The 18,342-nt window shown below is 71.9% G+C and carries 11 protein-coding genes; 5 read left to right on the top strand and 6 right to left on the bottom strand.

Annotation, left to right across the window (positions count from 1 at the left end; translation table 11 throughout):
* Nucleotides 1-7: 7 nt before the first annotated feature.
* Nucleotides 8-7,408, bottom strand: a complete 7,401-nt coding sequence (locus tag AB0I18_RS13235; RefSeq protein WP_363105537.1) for a SpvB/TcaC N-terminal domain-containing protein — start codon at nucleotides 7,406-7,408, stop codon at nucleotides 8-10.
* Between the two features lie 271 nt (nucleotides 7,409-7,679).
* On the opposite strand from AB0I18_RS13235, the gene AB0I18_RS13230 reads away from it, so the two are divergent.
* The 3 genes from AB0I18_RS13230 to AB0I18_RS13220 all read left to right on the top strand — a co-directional run bounded on the left by AB0I18_RS13230 (nucleotide 7,680) and on the right by AB0I18_RS13220 (nucleotide 10,454).
* On the top strand, nucleotides 7,680-9,419 hold the full coding sequence (locus AB0I18_RS13230; protein ID WP_363105536.1) for a Sua5/YciO/YrdC/YwlC family protein: 1,740 nt from the start codon (nucleotides 7,680-7,682) through the stop codon (nucleotides 9,417-9,419).
* Nucleotides 9,420-9,425: 6 nt separating this feature from the next.
* Nucleotides 9,426-9,638 (top strand): HypC/HybG/HupF family hydrogenase formation chaperone, encoded by a 213-nt coding sequence (locus tag AB0I18_RS13225; RefSeq protein WP_363105535.1) that lies wholly within the window; start codon nucleotides 9,426-9,428, stop codon nucleotides 9,636-9,638.
* A 159-nt stretch (nucleotides 9,639-9,797) separates the two neighbouring features.
* Nucleotides 9,798-10,454, top strand: coding sequence for a CBS domain-containing protein (locus tag AB0I18_RS13220; protein ID WP_363105534.1), 657 nt, complete (start codon nucleotides 9,798-9,800; stop codon nucleotides 10,452-10,454).
* Between the two features lie 130 nt (nucleotides 10,455-10,584).
* Here the strand turns inward: AB0I18_RS13220 and AB0I18_RS13215 are convergent, their stop codons facing one another.
* The 3 genes from AB0I18_RS13215 to AB0I18_RS13205 are packed head-to-tail and all read right to left on the bottom strand — an operon-like array spanning nucleotide 10,585 to nucleotide 14,529.
* Nucleotides 10,585-11,082, bottom strand: a complete 498-nt coding sequence (locus AB0I18_RS13215) for a flavodoxin domain-containing protein (protein ID WP_363105533.1) — start codon at nucleotides 11,080-11,082, stop codon at nucleotides 10,585-10,587.
* 16 nt (nucleotides 11,083-11,098) lie between these two features.
* Nucleotides 11,099-11,821, bottom strand: coding sequence for a CBS domain-containing protein (locus AB0I18_RS13210; RefSeq protein ID WP_363105532.1), 723 nt, complete (start codon nucleotides 11,819-11,821; stop codon nucleotides 11,099-11,101).
* Between the two features lie 11 nt (nucleotides 11,822-11,832).
* Nucleotides 11,833-14,529 carry a GNAT family N-acetyltransferase gene (locus tag AB0I18_RS13205; RefSeq protein ID WP_363105531.1) on the bottom strand — a complete coding sequence of 899 codons (2,697 nt, stop codon included), beginning with the start codon at nucleotides 14,527-14,529 and terminating at the stop codon, nucleotides 11,833-11,835.
* Nucleotides 14,530-14,695: 166 nt separating this feature from the next.
* Here AB0I18_RS13205 and AB0I18_RS13200 point away from each other — a divergent pair, with 166 nt between their 5' ends.
* Together AB0I18_RS13200 and ppk2 are read left to right on the top strand one after the other, a co-directional pair.
* On the top strand, nucleotides 14,696-15,532 hold the full coding sequence (locus AB0I18_RS13200; RefSeq protein WP_363105530.1) for a universal stress protein: 837 nt from the start codon (nucleotides 14,696-14,698) through the stop codon (nucleotides 15,530-15,532).
* Between the two features lie 33 nt (nucleotides 15,533-15,565).
* Nucleotides 15,566-16,372 carry a polyphosphate kinase 2 gene (gene ppk2, locus AB0I18_RS13195; RefSeq protein WP_363105529.1) on the top strand — a complete coding sequence of 269 codons (807 nt, stop codon included), beginning with the start codon at nucleotides 15,566-15,568 and terminating at the stop codon, nucleotides 16,370-16,372.
* Between the two features lie 41 nt (nucleotides 16,373-16,413).
* Here the strand turns inward: ppk2 and AB0I18_RS13190 are convergent, their stop codons facing one another.
* On the bottom strand, nucleotides 16,414-17,298 hold the full coding sequence (locus tag AB0I18_RS13190) for a universal stress protein (protein WP_363105528.1): 885 nt from the start codon (nucleotides 17,296-17,298) through the stop codon (nucleotides 16,414-16,416).
* Between the two features lie 5 nt (nucleotides 17,299-17,303).
* On the bottom strand, nucleotides 17,304-18,341 hold the full coding sequence (locus tag AB0I18_RS13185) for a zinc-dependent alcohol dehydrogenase (protein ID WP_363105527.1): 1,038 nt from the start codon (nucleotides 18,339-18,341) through the stop codon (nucleotides 17,304-17,306).
* Nucleotide 18,342: the final 1 nt, after the last annotated feature.

Raw genomic sequence — 18,342 nt, 5'->3', positions numbered from 1 at the left:
CCCACCGTCAGAAGCCGCCGTACCCGCCGTAAATACTGGAGATTCCCGAGTAGAAATTCTTTCCGGCTTCCTCTGTTTTCTCCGCGGCTGTCGTCACGCTGGCGACACCGATGACAACGACCGCCGCGCCGATGGCACCCTTGAGGCACAACGGACCGGCGAAATAGCACATGATGGGGAGCGCTGTTTCGCCGTGGTTCTTCGCCTCGGCGATCCCGACGATCGGGAATCTCGCCTCGATTCCGACCTGGACCGCGTCCTTTGTCGAGGGCAGCTCACCCGAGACCAGGGTCTGCAGGATCAGCACGGCTCCGATCGCGGCGACACCCGCCATGAGCTTCGGGCTCACGAAGCCGCCCTCGCCGCGCCGCCCGCTTGTGCCGGTCCGGGACACCCGGCTGACACCGATCATCTCCTCCGTGAGATTCCCACCGGCTTGGAGCTTGTACAGAGGCTTGTCGATCTCACGGAAGAACTCGCGCTGGTGCGCCGCGAATCTGGCATCGCCGGTCTTGTAGTCGATCCCGGCCGCCAGCACGTCCTTGGCCTGGCGGCCGACGATCCCATCCGTGTTCGAAATGCCCTTCTTGAGAATCCCGATATCGACCGTGACCGATCCTTTCGGGGAACCGCCCGGCTTGCCCCCGAATTTGATGATCTGGCCGGACTGGTCAATGATCACTTCCGTGAGGATGCGTTTGGCGGGCGCGTCCGGGGCATTCAAAGGGGCGCTTTCCACAACCCCCTGCAGAATGTCGTGCATACGCGTCCCGAAAACGTTGGGAGCTTCGTTGGGCAGGTGCCGCACCGACGTTTCCAGGAAATCGTCCGCCACCGTCTGGAGGAAGTCGCCGATCGCCTCGACCTGCTTGTCGCCACCACCGGTCGGGTCCACGAACCGCAAGGGCGCGTTCGCGGCGAAGCGGTAGAGGTTCGGATGCGCCTCGGGACCGCAGGGGTCGCAGGAGGTCCAACGCCCGAGGGCGAGGTGCAGGTACCGGGCCGAGTGGTAGTTCAGCCCGCTCTCCTCGTCGCGTTCCTGGCCGGTGTAGCGGTAACGCTTCCGGGTGTGGCTGCCGAAGCTGGTTTCGCCGTACGGGGTGTACTCCTCGCGGTTGGTGAGGGTGCCCGCGGCATCGAGGACGCAGGTGCTGCTGCCGAGATGGTCGGGAAGGTGGTAGGCGGTGGCGGGGCCGCGATCGCCGGGGTGGGCGGGACCGAACCGGACCAGGGCGATGCGCTGTCGGTCGTCCATGAGGTGGACGTGGTTGTTCTCGCCGGTGGCCCAGCGGTGGTGTTCGAACGTCTCGTTGAGGTAGTGGGTGACCTCTACGGCGCCGCCTTGCCTGCGGACCAGTTTCTTGACCCGCCGGCCGGCCGAGTCGTAGAGGTACTGGGCATGCACGGAGGGTTCGGAGCCCGCGGTCTGGGTGGCGAACGCCGTCAACCGGTCGGCGTGGTTCCAGACGAAGTGCCGCGACGTGGTCTCGGCCACCATGTTGCCGTTGGGGTCGAAGGCGTAGTCGTACGGCGTGTTCCCCACGGTCATGCGCTGCGGCCTGTTGCTGCCCGCAGCGAGGGTGAGGGTGCGGCGGAAGCCTCCGGTGGCAGCGTGGTCCAGCGTCAACAGGTTCCCGGCCCGGTCGTAGCCGTACGTCTCGGTGTACGCCTGGGTCTTCGTCACGTCGGTTCCCCGTGGCGCGTCGAGCCACGGGGCGCCGGCCGGGGGCGTCTGGTGCTCGCGTCCGGTGGCGGACAGCAGCCGGTAGACCGGGTCGTAACCGAACCGCCGGTCGAGTGCGTCGCCGCTGCCGAGCAGCGTGCGCAGGGCCGGGCCGGTCACGCCGAGCGCGGCGGGGTTGCCGGAGATGCCGCTACCCGGTGCGCGGTCGCGGACGGCCAGGAGGTTCCCCGCGAGGTCGTAGTCGTAGCCGCGGTCCTGCACCACCGCTCCGGCCGGACGGTAGGTCGGGCCACCGGCCAGTGTGTAGGGCTCGCTGCGCATCCTGGCCAGCCGGAACGTATGCGGGTCGTACGCGTACCTGGTCATGATGCCGTTGCCGTACGCGACGAGGGCCCGTTGGCCCTTGGCGTCGTAGGCGAGCCGCTGCACGTAGGTCCCGCCGTCGAGGGTGAGGGCCTCGAGCGCCCCTGCCCGGTTGTAGGCAAGGCGCAGTTCCCCGCGGTGGCCCGTGGTGTCCACGGGGAGCAGACGGCCGGTGACACGGTTGAGCGCGTCGTAACGGGTCGTCGTCACATAACGGGCGGCCTCCAGCAGCGTGCCGTCGTGCTGGTCCCGGGTCCGGCCCGGCGCCGGGGTCCAGTCCGCCTGGAAGGGTTTCACCCGCCAGCCGTTGTCCCGCGCGGCGGCATACGTCGCGAGAATCGGCGCGTCGGCGATCAACCGCCGGGCGGACTCCAGCACGTTGCCTTTGAAGTCGACCGCGTCGACGCTCGCCAGCCCGGCCTCGTCGTGGTGACGTACCCAGCGGCCGAGCAGGTTGTGTGCGCGGGCGGTGTCACGGTCGGACGACGGCTGGTCCGGTGTGCCGCCGTCGCCGTACCGGACCACCTGACGCAGTGTCACCACTCCCGTCGCGTCGTCCCGGGCCCAGACCCGAACGGGCCGGTGCAGCGGGTCGAAGGCACCGAGCGTCAACGCCCCCTTGCCGTCCCGCGCTTCGACCGGGCTCCCGAGCACGTCGAGGACACTGTCCCGCCGCCCCGCGTCGATGCTGTCCATCCTCCAGCGCCGCTTCGCCAGGTCGTAGGAGTAGGTGAACGCCACCCGCCCGAGCGGGTCGGTGAGGGAGACGAGGTTGCCCTGGATGTCGTACGTCGACCTGGTCGTAAGCCAGTCGGCGACGGTGGCGCCGTTGCGGGCGACGGTGCGTACCACGCGCCCCAAAGCGTCGCGCTCGCTGCTGGCCGGGGTGTTCCAGTGGGCGCGGTACCCCCCGGCGCCGTCGCCCTGGGTGCGGCCCGCGTTGTCGTTCGCGTCGTAGGCGTAGGACTCCCACGGCGTCGGCACGCAACTGTCGGGCTGGGCCAGGTCGGCCGGGATTCCGAGAACGAGGCGCTGCTCGCTGCCGTCAGGACTCACCGTTCTGACGGGCTGCCCCCGGGGGTCGTAGAACGTCACCGTCCGCTGCCCGAGCCGGGACTCGGAGGGCCGCGCGTAGTCGTATCCGGTGGAGAAGAACGGTTCGTGTTTCTGGACCACCTGGCCCTTGTTGTCGTAGGTCTTCCAACCGGAGACGACGACGTTGTCCGGGGCCGACGCGGCGCGCGTACGCCCGGTCGTGTCGCCGACCGCCGCGAGGTCCTCCGCCGGGATCACCCCACCGCCGAACGCGGGGTCGCCGAACAGGGTGTCCTCGGCCTGCGAGCGGGACTGCAGTACCCGTCCGAATCCGTCGGAGAACTCGACCGACACGATCACCTCGTCGCGTCGGGCGGCCGGGACGTCGGTGTCCGTGTCGTGGTGCACCCGTTTGACACTTCGCACGGACGCGGGCTCGCCGCGAGCCGCGAACGCTAACAGGTCGTACGTCAGCCGGGTGCTCGGTGCGCCGAGGTCCCCGGCGCCGTTCTTGTCCCGCACGTAGTGGGCGATGACCAACCCGGCGGGAGAGAAGGCCACGCCGGCGATGTTGCCGTTGGCGTCGGTCGTCTCGACGGGTCGCAGCAGGCGGTAGTCGTGCACGGCGGTGGTCTCGAGACCGACCGGGTCGACCGCGCGAACGGGCAGCAAGTCGTGTACGTCGTAGTCGATGACGCTCTGTGCGCCCAGCGGGTCGAGGGAGGCGACCGGCAGACCGCGCGGCACCCGGCCCGGGACGTGGACGTCGTACCGATGCCGTGCGGTGGTCACGTAGTACCCGCCGGGCGATCCGGGCACGTCCGCGTCCGTGCGGTGCGCATAGCCGGCCAGCGGCGGCAGCAGGCCCCGGAACTCCCGCGGGTACTCGGCCGGCCAGGACGTCACCCCGCCCGGCGCGAGGTACGGGGGGCGCGGGCCGAGGGCGAGCGGGTCGCCCGCGGTGTGGAGGGAGTCGAGGAAGGTGTCGGTGAACGCGAGCGATTCCGCGCGGGTCGCCAGGCCGTGGGCGCCGAGTGTGCCCAGCGGAAGCCCCACGAAGGCGTCGCCGTCGTAGAACGTGCGGGCATGGCCGATCACCCGCAGGGACACGCCGCCCCCGGCGGCCTGTGGTCGTCCGGCGAGGACGGTGGTGCGCAGGTCGGCCACGGACAGCCGGCCGTCGTTGACGACCTCGTAGGCGGTCGTCCGCGCGACGCGGTCGAGCAGGTAGTGGTCGGTGTCGTCGCGGCGGGCGTACTCGGTGGTCGTGTACGTGCCCAGGTACGGCTCGGACGAGGCCTCCCGCGGGGCCGCGGCCAGTGGGTCCCGCCCGCGCGGCACCGCGACGGCGAGCTGCCCGGTCGCGAACCCGTACGCGTCGTAGCCCGTGGGGAAGGCGAACTGCGTCATGGGTTCGGCCCCGCGTTCCCACTGTGTGGTCCGGCTGCCGAGGGCGAACGGAAAGAAGATCCGCTCCCGGTCGGCGTCCTCGGTAGCGGCAGAGGCCGCGGCGGACTCTTCCCGTACACCGGAGACCGTCTCGGTCACCGTGTACGGGCGGGCCTTGAGGACGGTGCCGTCGAGCGCGTACAACTCCGTACGCAACACCGAGCCGCGCAGCGTCCGCAGCGCCGCCCGGCGTGCGCCGCGCGGGAGGGCGGCCAGGAACGCCGTCTGCGCGGCCGGGCGGGGCAGCATCGGCGGGTCGCCGGCCCAGTACTCGTGCCGCAGGTCGAGTTCGGTCCAGTCGCCGGCTTCGGCAGCGGCGACCGGCCCGGGATGGAACCAGCTCTTGGTCAGCGTAGGCGGCGAGTAGTGCTCGCGCGGTACCGAGCCGGGCCCGGCCGGCGCGGCGCCGAACGTCTCCGTGCCGAGGTGCTCGACCATCGCGAAGCCGCGGAACTCCCGCTCCACGCCGTCCCAGTAGCCATGGTGATACCGGTACTCGGTACTCAGCCTGCCGCCCGAGATCTGGTCGGTGACCTCGACCTTCGCGACCACCTGCACGGGGAACGGCAGCGTGGTCCGCCAGCGGGTCGCGGGATCGGCCTGGTCGCGCAGGTAGTCCCGGGTCGAGGGCGCGTACGTCACCTGAGTGAGCGCCCCAAGGCTGTTGTCCATGCCGGTCAGCAGGTACGGCTTTGTGCCGCCGGTGAAGTCGAGGAACCGCAGGTTCGCCCTGCCCCGCCCCGGGCCGCCCGCCGCGCGGCTGAACAGCAACCCGGCCGTTCCGCTGCCGTACAGGTCGGACAGCTGGACCGAGTCCGAGTCGACGATGCCCGGCGTGCCGTCGACCGTGACCGGCCGAGCCGTCCAGGCGTTGCCCGACCGGTTGCCCCACAACGACACCCGGCCGCGGTCGACGTACACCAGGTCGGCGGCGCCGTCACCGTCCACATCGCCGAGCAGCATCCGGCGGGGGTCGAACCCGTCGGGCAGCCGCGGCGAGTCGCGCATCGTGACCTTCGCGCCCCACCGGTTGTGGCCGAGGTTCGGCCAGTAGGAGATGTTCCCGTTGCGGAGCAGTACGAGGTCCTGGAGGCCGTCGCCGGTCATGTCCGCCAGCCGTACCCGTGGATCGCTCAGGTCGACCCCGGGCCCCGTGCCATCGCTCACCGCGGTGCGCTGCCAGGCCAGCCGCGGATTGCGGTCGTTGAACCAGGCTTCGAGACGGCTGCCCGAACGCAGCACGTCCGTCAGCCCGTCACCGTCGAGATCGACCAGCTTCACGCTCGGATCGGCCAGGCACACGCTCGGCGCCTGCCGGTACGGCTGGAACGCGTGCCGCGACCACCCGCCCGCGAACGTCATCGGGAAGTACCCCGTCGGCCCGCCGCCCCTGGCCGTGCGAGCGCCCGACGAGGCCGACGCTGTGGACGAGGCCGACGAGGCGGCCTGCGAGACGATCAGGTCGGGACGCCCGTCGCCGTTCGCGTCCACGAACGAGACACCTGGCGCGCCGAGCGAGACCAGTGGTGCCTCGGCCAGTGTCCTCGGCAGCTCGAACCGGCCACTCCCGGCGTTGCGCCAGACCCGTCGCACGGCGCCGAGTTCCACCACGTCGGGCAGACCGATCCCGCGCAGGTCGACGAGCGCGTGCGTCGGACTGCTCAGTGCCGCGGTCGGCAGGCCGGGTCCCGTCACGGGCTCGAACCTGCGTGTCGCGGGGGCGAAGTCCGAGTACCGGAACGTCAGCGGCGGCAGCGACTCGACGGCCGTCCCGACCGCTGCTTCCACGGCCGACCGGCCAACGGAAACGGCGGCCGGCACGATCGTCCGCTCGGCGGGTCCTTCACCTGATGCCGATCCGCCGGGACCGCTACCTGCCCCGGTGCCTGTGGCGGGAGCGGACTCGTCGATGCCGACGCAGGTCACGCCGGCCAGCAGGGACGCGCCGTTGAAGGCAGCCTGCTCGTAGCCGAGCCGGTACTCGCGGGCCACCCGCGCCGAGCCGTCGGCGGCGTGCGTGGTCACCCGGACCGTGTCGCAGCGCAGCGATGTCCTGATCTCGAAGCCGGCCCGATAGTCGGAGAACGGGTCGGGACGCGTGGAATAGCCGAAGTCCACCGTGACCAGGAACGCCGGGTCGGCCCGGTGGCCGTAGTCCGCGTAGGAGATCCGGGCGAGCAGCGGCTGGTCCCAGGTGTGGCCCGGCTCCTGGCCTCGGTCGCGCAGGTAGGAGTACCTGACCAGGTTGCCGAGGGAGTCGGCGGTCTCGGTGATCCGCCAGCCGAACACATGGCCGGGCCGCAGAGGGGCGGCGGCCACGGCCGGATCCCGCCATCCGTCCGGCGCGCCGGACGGCCGTGGGGTGCCGTATCGGGTGCGGGAGCCGTCCTTGGCGCGGACCTCCCAGAAGTCGCCGGTGGCGTCCTTCACGTGCTCAATCCGGGCGAACATGCCCTCGGTTCTCGGGCGATACCGCACCCGTCCCGGGTAGGTGCCTTCGACGGGCACCAGGTCCTCCGCCCCCGACAGCACGAACACGTCGGCACGTTCACCGGCGGCGCCCGCAGCGCGCGCGGTACCCGCGGCATCGACGTAACGGGGCAGCCCCCGCGACGTTTTCCGCGATACCCCCGGCCCGCTGAGCTGCCAGCCGAGCCCGAAGGGCCCGTTCCCGCTCCCCGTGCTGTACGCGAGCGACAACTGCGGCTGCACGCCGTGCCGACCCGCAGGCACCGCGATCGGTACGGAGAAGTTCCCGGTCCCGGTGAACAGGTTGGGCGAGAATTTCTCCCCCAGGCCGCCCACCGCGCCGCCCCCCTTGGGTAAGGAGATCACCGACCCGGCCGCGGCAGGGTCGGTTGTGCCCTCAGCGCTCATTTACCTGTCCCCCGGTTTTCAAAGATCACTGGACCGCGCCGCCCGTCCCGACCTGGCGCCGGCACTCACCCCGCTCCCCGCCCTCGCGGGGGTGGTCCGGAGATCGCTGGTGCCCCGGCGGGCGACGTTCGCCCCGTCACGACGCCCGGCACGCCGAGAGCACGCCCCGGTCGCCACTCCTCGCGGGCAAACGTTGCCTGCCGGCCACGTCGGTTACCGGCACATACTGCTGCCCCCGCACCCGCGGGGATAGGCCCCCGGTCCAACTGCTGTGCCAGGGGTCGGCTTCCGGCCCTTCGTGTACCGGACCGCCGAGGCGCTCGGCCTGTCCGGCTGGGTGGCCAACGTGAACGGGCACGTGGAGGGTGAGGTGACGGGGCCGTCCGGCGTGATCGAGGAGTTCGCGTCCCGGTTGCGAGCCGAGGCCTCGGTCCTCGCACGGGTCCGGCGGGTCGAACTGGCCCGGAGCGAGGGGCGTTCGGCACGCCACAGGGGTTTCCGCGTGTGGCGCAGCGCGCCCAGCCGTGCGTCGGCGGCGCCGCGGGAGATCCCTCCCGACGCGGCGATCTGCGACGCCTGTCTGCGAGAGCTGTCCGATCCCGCCGACCGGCGCCACCGCTACCCCTTCATCAACTGCACGGACTGCGGACCGCGCGCCACGATCATCGAGGATCTGCCGTACGACCGCGTCCGTACGACCATGCGCCGCTTCCCGCTGTGCGCGGACTGCGCGGCCGAGTACGCCGATCCCGGCGACCGCCGCTTCCACGCCGAACCCGCCGCCTGCCCCGCCTGCGGTCCGCAGCCGGCCTGGGACGAACTGCGGGGCGAGGAGGCGCTGCGGGCAGCGGTGAAGACCGTCGCCGACGGCGGGATCATCGCGCTGAAAGGGCTCGGCGGCTACCAACTGGTGTGCGACGCGGGCGATCCGATGGCGGTGGCGGAACTCCGGCGCCGTAAGCGCCGCCCGATGAAACCGTTCGCCGTCATGGTGCCCGACATCGAGGCGGCGGCCCGCCTGGCTCGTATCAGCGGCACCGAGCGGGACACGCTGACGTCTCCGGCACGTCCCGTGGTACTGCTCGCGGCACGCCCGGTGCGCGGCGAAAGCCCCATCGCGGACGAGGTCCACCCGGGCCTCCCCCGCATCGGCCTGTTCCTGCCCACCACCGGCCTGCACCGCCTCCTGCTGGACGACCTGGCGCGACCACTCATGGTCACCAGCGGCAATGTCAGCGACGCGCCCATCTCCATCGACGACGCCGAGGCCCGGCGCGCCCTGTCCGCCGTCACCGACGGCTTCCTGACCCACGACCGGCCGATCCGGGCCCGGCCCCTGCCCGGCGGTGACGCGGCGGTACGCCATCCCTCCCGTACGGTCCTCGGCCGGTTGCTGGGCAGTGAGCCGCTGGGCACACCGCGACCGTACCCGTGGCTGACACGGCCCTTCACGGACCGCCTGGATCCGGCGGAAGTGGCCGCAGTGCGCGCCATGGTGGCTCGCGACGTCAACTGCCCGCGCGCCTCCAGCGCGGGCCGGCTCTTCGACACGGTGGCCTCGCTGCTCGGCCTCGTGGACACGGTCGGGTACGAGGGCGAGGCCGCCGTCCTCCTGGAAGCGGCGGCCGGAACCGAGCACGCCGTGCCATTCGCCCACCGGATCGTGCGCGCGAACGGCCTGTGGGTGTACGACCCCGCGCCGACCCTGACCGACCTGCTGGTGCGGCAGTCGAGCGGGGAGCCCGTGCCGCGACTGGCCTCGGCCTTCCATCCCACGCTCGCGCTCGTCACCGCCGAACTGTTCGCGCGGGCCGTGGCGGACGGCGCGCCGCGCACGGTGTGCCTGGGCGGCGGCTGCTTCGTAAACCGCCGCCTGCTGACCGAGGTACGGCCCCGGCTCCGCGCCCAGGGGCTGCGGGTGCTGGTCGGCGGTCAGGTCCCGGTGGGGGACGGCGGCATCAGCTACGGCCAGGCGGCGGTCGCGGCCGCGCGGCTGGCGCAGGAGAGGTGAGCTCGCATGTGCCTGGGCATCCCCGGACGCGTTCTGGAGATCCACGACGACGCGGGACTGCGTATGGCCACCGTCGACTTCGGCGGGGTGCGGCGCGAGGTCTGCCTCAGCTGCACACCCCGGGCGGAGGTCGGAACGTATGTCATCGTGCACGTCGGCTTCGCGATCACCGAGGTCGACGAGGCGGAGGCCGAGCGGACCCTCGATGTGCTGCCCTGAAGGCCGGTCGGCCGTCGCGGCTGCCCGACCGGTCTCCCGCGAGGTCCGCACGGCCCCTGCCGAGCAACGGTCGCCCGCTCGATCCTTGGAGTGGACAGGACGGGCCCGAGGACGCACCGGCGACCGGGGCTCGACGGCCGCGTGTGAGGAGGCAGGATCATGTCGGATTCCCCGTACACGGTGAGCGACGTGATGACGCACACCGTCGTCGCCGTGGGCCGTGACGCCTCGTTCAAGGAGATCGTCGAGTTGATCGACCAGTGGAAGGTCAGCGCCCTGCCGGTTTTGGAGGGCGAGGGCCGGGTCGTGGGCGTGGTCTCGGAGGCCGATCTGCTGCCCAAGGAGGAATTCCGCGGCCGCGTTCCGGCGGACCAGGACCAGTATCAGGCCCGGGACCGGCACGGCCGGCTCTCGGACCTGGCCAAGGCGGCCGCGGTGACCGCGGGCGAGCTCATGAGCAGCCCCGCCGTCACCGTGCACGCCGACGCCTCGCTCGCCGAGGCGGCACGCATCATGGCACGTCGCCGTGTCAAGCGTCTGCCTGTCGTCGATGCCATCGGCCTGCTCCAGGGCGTGGTCAGCCGCAGCGACCTGTTGAAGGTGTTTCTCCGCTCCGCCGAGGAGATCGCCGACGAGGTCAGGCGGACCGTGATCGCCCAACTCCCGCCCGCCCAGGCTGTGACGGTGACCGTGGCCGACGGCGTGGTCACGTTGGGCGGCGCGCTTCACGACACCGCTCTGGTACCCGTCCTGGCCCGCGCCGTACGTGCCGTGGAGGGCGTCGTCGACATCCGCCTCGCCCTCGTACGTCCGTGAGGCACCCCGCCGATCACCGCGATCCCGCGCCCGACCGTGTAGGTGCACGGCGGGGGCAGGGGCCAAGGGCCATCACCAGGCCGGCGGCTCGCTGTGCCCGCAGGCAGCCGCGGGCACAGCCTCCGCAGGTTCAGCAATTTCGCATCTCCTCCGAGATCCTGAGAGCCCACTCCTCGATCCGCTCGAAGTCTCGGAAGTCCCCGCCCTTGCCGTTGCGGACGATCATCTGGGCGATGCGTCCCTTCGCTCCCTCTTCGAGGCAGCCTCCGAAGGTGATGTGCTCCTTGGCGTGGAGCCGCGTCATGGCCCGGCGGACGCCGGGCACCGGCGGGATGTCCCGCTCCGACGCCGAAGCGTCGAGCGGACCGCTGCTGAAGAACCACAGCGGACGCCCTGCCAGCGCGCGGCCGTGGCGGCGGACGAAGCGTCGCGCGCCGCGGTGCCACCGTCCCGCATAGAGTCCGCCACCGACCACGACCGCGTCGTACGCCTCCACGCTCCCGACGGACCGGGCGGGCAGCGCCTCGGCCGTCAGCCCTTCCTTGTTCAGGACGTCGGCGACGGCCTCGGCGATCCGGGCGGTTGATCCGTTCGTCGTTCCGTAGGCGACCAGTACCTTGCCGAGCATGGTGGTCCGCCTCCTCTCAGATTCGTCGCAGCCAGTCCTCTGTGACGCCGTGCAGTGCCTGCTCGTCCGGCCTGATGCGTGCGTCGTCGAGCCGGTAGGTGAGCTTGCCGACCACCGCGACGACGCCGTCGATCTGCTTCGTCATCGATACGGCGATCTCCGTCTCGCTCTTGCGCTCCATGTGGCCGTCGAGCGTGACCACGCCCTCGGTCACGGTGATCGTCACGGTCCGGGGCGCCAGCCACAGGGTGCGGACGAGTACCTCGTCGATCACCTCCTGGCGGATGTCGGAGTCCGGCCGCAGGAAGACCTGGAGCAGGTCGCGACGGGTAACGATGCCGACGAGCCGGTCCTCCTCGTCCACGACCGGCAGCCGCTCCACCCGATGCCGCGCCATGGTCCGCGCGGCCTCGGCGATGGTGTCCTCGGCGTGTGCGGTGACGGGCGGCTCGGACATCAGCCGGCCGGCGGTTCGGGCGTGTGCCTTCACCGTCCGCCGCCGGGCTCCGGGCGTCAGAGCCGCGAGCCAGGAGCGGCGCCGCGGCTCGGGGGACGGCTGTGCCTGCCGGACCATCAGGTCGGTCTCGGAGATCACCCCGACGACCTTCTCGTCGTCGACCACGGGCAGTCCGCTGATGCGGTGCTCGGCGAGCAGCCGGGCCACCTCCTTGACCGGGGTGCCGTACTCGGCGCGGACGACGTCGGCCGTCATGACGGTGCCGATCTTGCTGTGCTTCATGTCTGTTCCTCTCAGCGCAGTCGGCGCAGATACGGGTCCTGGGCGCTGCGCGGCAACAGGCGTATCCGCGCGTCGAGCACGGTGACGCGGCCGCGCGTCGCGAGGACGGGGTTGAAGTCGGCCTCGGCGAGCTGTGGCAGGTCGCTCGCCATGCGGGACAGCCGCAGCAGCACCTGCCCCAGGCCTTCGAGGTCGACGGGGCCGCTGCCGTGCGCGCCGAACAGCAGCGGCGCGCAGCGCGGCGCGGTGATCAGGTCGTGCACGTCATGGTCGGTCAGCGGGGCGAGTCGGGCGGCGTGATCGGCCAGTACCTCGGTCGCCGTGCCGCCGAGCCCGAACAGCACCAGCGGACCGAAGACCTCGTCCTGCACCACGCCTGCGAACAGTTCGGTGCCGCGCGAGGCGAGCGGCTGGACGACCACTCCGGTCATGAGTCCCGCGAAGCGCGTCTCCAAGTCCCGGAAGGCTGCCCGCACTTGGGAGTCGCCTTCAAGGTCGAGGTGGAGTGCGTACTGTTCGCTCTTGTGCAGCAGTCCTGGCCAGTGGGCCTTCATGACCACGCGTCCGTCGGGGCCGCGCAGCCTCTCGGCGGCGATGACCGCGTCGTTCTCGGTCTCGGCCCAGGCCCACGGCAGTTGCGGGATGTCGTAGCAGGCGAGGAGTTCGGCGCAGGTGCGCGGGTCGAGCCAGCCGCCGTCTGCGTGTGCGGCGAGGTAGGTCTCGGCGACCGCGTGCGCGCGGGATGTCTCGACCCGTGCGGGATCGGGGATCGTTCCGGGCGGCCGGCTCAGCCAGGCCGAGCGCCGGGCCGCGTGGGCGAGCGCCCGCGCGGCCGCTCCGGGTTCGGCGTACGAGGGGATCGCGCCGCCGTCCGCGGCGGGCAGCAGCCTGACGGGAAGGTCCTGCTCCAGGCGTACGACGACAACCGTGCGCGGGCGGCGTCCTGGGCCGTCGGTGAGGGCCCGGACGAGATCGTCGCCGGTCGCTGCGGCGACGGCCGTGGGCACGAGGGCCACCAGGACGGCATCGATGCCCGGGTGCCGCATCACCCGCTCCACACAGTCCTTGAGCTGATCCTCCGTCACGGCCGCCGTGACGTCGACGGGATTGCCGACGGACGCGCCGTCAGGCAGGACGGCGAGGAGGTCACCGACCACTTCGGGGGTGAGCCGGGGCAGGGACAGTCCGGCCTCCGCGCAGGCGTCGGCCGCCAGGACGCCCGCGCCACCCGCGTTCGTGACGACGACCACCCGACTTCCGGCCGGCAGCGGCTGGGAGTGCAACAGGGCGGCGGTTTCGAGGAGTTCACCGACGGATCCGGTGGCGGTGATGCCCGCCTGCGTGAACAGGGCCTGGCGTGTCATGGTCCGGGTCGCGGCGGCCGCGGTGTGCGAGGCGGCGGCGGCGCGCCGACCAGCGTCGGTGCGGCCCGCGTCGACCGTGAGGACGGGCATACGGCGGGTCACGCGCCTGGCCGTACGGGAGAACGCCCGCGGGTTACCGAATGACTCCAGGTGCAGCAGGGCGAGGTCGGTGCGGCCGTCGCTCTCCCACCACTGGAGCATGTCGTTGCCGCTGACGTCGTACTTGTCGCCGAGCGAGGCGAAGGACGAGACGCCGATGCCGAGCCGGGCCAGCCCGTCGAGCAGGGCGATGCCGACACCGCCGGACTGCACGGCGACGCCCGCCGTGCCCAGTCGCGGATGACCGGCGGCGAAGGTCGCGTCGACGGAGAGGTCCGGGTCGGTGTTGGAGATGCCCAGGCAGTTGGGCCCGACGAGCCGCATGCCGTACGTCCGGCACGCCGCCAGCAGCGCTTTCGCCTGGTCATTGTCGAGCCCCGCCGACACGACGAGCAGCGCCCGCACGCCGGTCTTGCCGCACTCCTCCGCGGTGTCCGGTACCGCCGCCGCGGGCACCGCGATGACCGCGAGGTCCGGGACCTTGGGCAATGCGCCGACCGACGGATACGACCGCACGCCGAGCAGGGAGGTGACGCTCGGGTTCACCGCGAACAGGCGCCTCGTGAAACCGCCCGTGCGCAGCTGGTGGAGGACGGCCCGGCCCACCGACCCCGGCCTGCGTCCGGCGCCGACCACGACGATCGAGTCCGGCCTCAGCAGCGGTTCCAGGCTGGCCACGTCGGCGGACCGGCCGCGCGCCTCCACCGCCGACAGATAGGCCTCGTCCTCTTCGAGTTCGATGGTGCAGCGCACCTCCGGACCCTCGAAGTGGCGGGCCGTGCGCAGGCCGAGGTCGGCGAAGAGCCGGAGTACCTCGTGGTTCACCGAGAGCGCGTCGGCCGTGAAGGCGGTGATGCCGTCGGCGCGGGCGGCCGAGACGAGGTGCTCGACGAGAAGCGCGCCGACGCCCCGGTGGTGCAGTCCGTCGGCCACCGCGATCGAGATCTCGGCCCGGCCCGGGGCGTCGCCGGTCTCGTACTCGGCCAAGCCGATCACCTGGTGCCGGGTCTCAGCGAGGAGGGCACGGTATCCGGGGCGCGGCGGTGCGCACGCGCGGTCGGCCGCCATCGCGGCGGACCGGCGGCCTGCGGAGAAGAACCGCAGTCGGAGGTTCTCCGGAGACATCTCCTCGTACAGCCCCTGCAGGGGTTCGTGGTCGCCGGGCCGCACGGGGCGTATGCACACCGTGGTCCCGTCCGCGAGCAGTGCGTGGACCATGCGCGGGCCGCGCTCGTCGACCGTCATCTCGGACCTCCTCCAAGCCTCTTGACGGTTCGAGCATCCACCGGGCCGGGGGTTCGCCCCATGGGCTGTCCGGGGTCGGCATCGGGGCCGGTCGGCCCCTGTGTGCCGGGCGGTCTCCTGGCGGACCGTGGACACCCGGAGCCGTATGTCTGGAGGGTGAACCGCCATGGTGGGAACGATCGTTGTCGGGGTCGACAGCTCCGCGCGCAGTCGCGTCGCGGTCGACTGGGCGGTGCGCGAGGCGCGGTTGCGGGGACTGCTGCTGCGGCTCGCGCACGTCTCGTCGCTGCCCGACGAGGACGCGCTCGCGATATGGCCGTACCGCCGTGAACCCACCGCGGACGCCTTGGTGAAGGTATTGGCAGCACAGCACCCGGAGCTTCGGATCGAAGGCGTCGGTCTCTCCGGAGCGACCGTGCCGGCCCTGCTGTCCCTGGGCACGCGGGCCGAACTCGTGGTCCTCGGCATGCGCGGCGCCGGGGGTTTCGCGGGACTCGCCGTCGGCTCCGTGGCGCACGGTGTGGCCGCGCTCGGGAACCGGCCTGTGGTGCTCGTGCCGAGCCGTCCGGCCCGTACGACCTGTTGGCGCAGGCCTGCCGCCGTGACGGTCGGAGTCGACGCGCGTGATCCCAGCGGTGCCGTCCTGGATTTCGCGTTCGACACCGCGCGGCGACGCGGGGTCGGCCTGCACGCCGTCCACGCCTGGCGGCTGCCCTCCCCCGCCGGGCAGTGGATGCCGTTCGCCGTGCCCGAAGAGGACCGGGGCGCCTGGGAGGACCAGGAGGTCCAGCTGCTGGCGGACGCACTGCGGCCGTGGCGGGAGAAGTACCCGCAGGTGAGCGTCCTGGAAGATGTGCTGCTCAAGAGTCCGTCGGCCGCCTTGGTCCAGGCGTCGGCCGCCGCCGCGCTGCTGGTCGTGGGGCGGACCGGCACGGCGCTCGGCGCCACGCTCCATGCCGTGCTGGATCACACCGAGTGCCCGGTGGCCGTGGTTCCCTCCTGAGGGAGACTGTCGTCATCGAGCGGAGGAGACGCCATGGCCGGCGAGAAGGCGGCGACCCTGCCGCGCAAGCCGTACGAGCGGGAACTGCTGCGCCTGCAGACGGAGCTGGTGAAGCTTCAGGAGTGGGTGCGGACGGAGGGCGCCCGCCTCGTCGTGGTCTTCGAGGGCCGGGACGCGGCGGGCAAGGGCGGCACCATCAAACGGGTCGCCGAACACCTCAACCCGCGCGTCGCGCGGATCGTGGCGCTGCCCAAGCCGACCGAGCGCGAGCGCACCCAGTGGTACTTCCAGCGGTACGTCGAGCATCTGCCCGCCGCCGGGGAGATCGTGCTGTTCGACCGCAGTTGGTACAACCGCGCCGGTGTCGAGCAGGTGATGGGCTTCTGCACGAAGGAGGAGCACCAGCTGTTCCTGCGCCAGTGCCCCATCTTCGAGCGGATGCTGGTGGAGGAGGGGATCCTGCTGCGCAAGTACTGGTTCTCGGTGAGCGACGCCGTGCAGCAGGAGCGGTTCCGGCGCCGGATGGAGGATCCGACTCGGCGCTGGAAGCTCTCACCGATGGACCTGGAGTCGATCACCCGCTGGGAGGCGTACTCCCGGGCCAAGGACGAGATGCTGGTGCACACGGACATCTCGGAGGCGCCGTGGTTCGTCGTGGAGAGCGACGACAAGCGCCGGGCGCGGCTGAACACGATCGCCCATCTGCTGGGGTCCGTGCCGTACCACGAGGTGCCGCCACCGGTTCTCGAACTCCCCGAGCGGCCGCCGTCGACCGGCTACCAGCGCCCGCCACGTGATCTGCAGACCTACGTCCCGGACCACGCGGCAAGCCTCCTCTGAGTGAGCGTCTGAGCGCGCCGTGAGCGGGCCGCGCGCGGCGGTCAGACCCGCTGCGGTACGACGGCGACCGGGCACGCGGCGTGGTGCAATGCCGCGTGCGCGACCCGGCCGAGCTGGAGCCCGAAGTGCCCCTGCCGCCGCTGGGCTCCGACGACGAGCAGGTCGGCCTCGGCCGAGGCGTCGAGGAGCACCGTGCGGGCGGGGCCTTCGACGACGCGCCGGCGCAGTTCGACGGACGGGTGGTCCGCCGCCGCGTCGCGCAGCGCCGCCTCCAGGATCTGCGTGGCCCGCTGCTCGTGGAGGTGGGCGGGCTCTCCGGCGAGCAGCGGGTGGTCGGTGGTCTCGTGTGCGGGGCAGCGCCAGGCCCGTACGGCCTCCAGGGGGACCCGGCGTTCCTCGGCCTCCTGGAAGGCGAAGCGCACGGCCGCCGAGTGCTCCGGCCGCTCACCGACGCCGATCACGATGCGCCGCCGCATCCCCGACGACCGCGACTGGTCTTCGGGGCTGCCACGCATCACGATCACCGCGCAGTCGGCGCGCGCGGCGACCGCGAGGCTGACCGAACCGAGCAGCAGCTCCGCGATGCCGCTGCGGCCGCGTGAGCCCATGACCAGCGCGGAGGCGTTGCGTGCCTCGCGCAGCAGCGCGGGCACGGGTTCTTCGGCCAGCACATCGGTGGAGATCTTCAGGTCCACCTCGCGGCGGTGGGCACGTTTCGCGGCAGCCTCCACGATCTTGTCGGCAAGCACCTGTTCCGAGGTCCTGCCAAGGTCCTGGGCGAGCGCGGCCCCTTCGTAGCGCTCCCACAGCGAGGCGTACACCAGCCGCAGCGGCACTCCGCGCAGGGCGGCCTCGTCCGCCGCCCAGTCCACGGCGCGCAGACTGGGTTCGGATCCGTCTACGCCCACGACCAGGGGGAGTTCCATCGTCCTCACCTTCCTTGCCTTCCTTTTCCTGCGGGGAACTCGAAGACGATGCGGGCGTCTACCTGGCCGCGCAGGACGTCCTCGAAAGACTCGTTGACCGAGGCCAGGGGCCGGGGAACGGAGATCACCCGGGTGCGGCCGGCCGCGTGCAGCCGGAACACCTCGTCCAGATCCTGCCGGGTCCCGACGATGGAGCCGATGACGCTGACGCCCTTGAGGACGGTGTCGAAGATCGGCAGCTGGACGGTGCCGCCCGCCGGGAGCGCGACCATGACGAGTTTCCCGCCGCGTCGCAGTCCGCCGTACGCGGCCGCGAATGCGGCCTCGTTGACGGCGCAGGCCAGCGCGGTGTGCGCGCCGCCGTGCCGCTGGAGCACCTCGGCCGGGTCCTCCTTGCGGGCGTCGATCAGAATGTCCGCGCCGAGTTCGCGGGCGAGCTCCAGCTTGGCGTCCGTGACGTCGATGGCGGCGACGGTCGCGCCGGCGATCTTCGCGTACTGCACGGCGAGATGCCCGAGCCCGCCGACGCCGGAGATCGCCACGAGCTGGGCGGGACGGACCTGGGCGACCTTGAGTGCCTTGTACGTGGTGACGCCGGCGCAGGTCAGCGGGGCGGCGTCGGCCGCGGTGATGCCGTCGGGCACCGGCTGGGCGAAGTCGGCCCAGGCGAGCATCTTCTCGGCGTAGCCGCCGTCACACCCGTAGCCGGTGTTGATCTGCTGCTCGCACAACGTCTCCCAGCCGGACAGGCAGTGCTCGCAGCGTCCGCAGGCCTTGCCGAGCCAGGGCACGGCGACCCGCTGCCCGACGCTCAGGTGGGTGACCCCGTCGCCCAGTGCCTCGACGCGTCCGACGCCCTCGTGGCCGGGGACGAACGGCGGGTTCGGTTTGACCGGCCAGTCGCCCTGTGCGGCGTGGATGTCGGTGTGGCAGAGCCCGGAGGCCTCGACCCGGATGCGGACCTGACCCGGGCCGGGCTGGGGGTCGGGGCGCTCCTCGATGACCAGGGGCTCGCCGAAGGCTCGTACGACTGCTGCCTTCATC

This window comes from Streptomyces sp. NPDC050704, assembly GCF_040654355.1.
Taxonomy (GTDB): domain Bacteria; phylum Actinomycetota; class Actinomycetes; order Streptomycetales; family Streptomycetaceae; genus Streptomyces.
This window is presented reverse-complemented; position numbering and strand designations above follow the sequence as displayed.

Excerpts from the sequence above, each read along its gene's own strand:
- AB0I18_RS13235 (WP_363105537.1), bottom strand. The coding sequence starts at position 7,408 with ATGAGCGCTGAGGGCACAACCGACCCTGCCGCGGCCGGGTCGGTGATC.
- AB0I18_RS13225 (WP_363105535.1), top strand. The coding sequence starts at position 9,426 with ATGTGCCTGGGCATCCCCGGACGCGTTCTGGAGATCCACGACGACGCG.
- AB0I18_RS13220 (WP_363105534.1), top strand. The coding sequence starts at position 9,798 with ATGTCGGATTCCCCGTACACGGTGAGCGACGTGATGACGCACACCGTC.
- AB0I18_RS13215 (WP_363105533.1), bottom strand. The coding sequence starts at position 11,082 with ATGCTCGGCAAGGTACTGGTCGCCTACGGAACGACGAACGGATCAACC.
- AB0I18_RS13210 (WP_363105532.1), bottom strand. The coding sequence starts at position 11,821 with ATGAAGCACAGCAAGATCGGCACCGTCATGACGGCCGACGTCGTCCGC.
- AB0I18_RS13205 (WP_363105531.1), bottom strand. The coding sequence starts at position 14,529 with ATGACGGTCGACGAGCGCGGCCCGCGCATGGTCCACGCACTGCTCGCG.
- AB0I18_RS13200 (WP_363105530.1), top strand. The coding sequence starts at position 14,696 with ATGGTGGGAACGATCGTTGTCGGGGTCGACAGCTCCGCGCGCAGTCGC.
- ppk2 (WP_363105529.1), top strand. The coding sequence starts at position 15,566 with ATGGCCGGCGAGAAGGCGGCGACCCTGCCGCGCAAGCCGTACGAGCGG.
- AB0I18_RS13190 (WP_363105528.1), bottom strand. The coding sequence starts at position 17,298 with ATGGAACTCCCCCTGGTCGTGGGCGTAGACGGATCCGAACCCAGTCTG.
- AB0I18_RS13185 (WP_363105527.1), bottom strand. The coding sequence starts at position 18,341 with ATGAAGGCAGCAGTCGTACGAGCCTTCGGCGAGCCCCTGGTCATCGAG.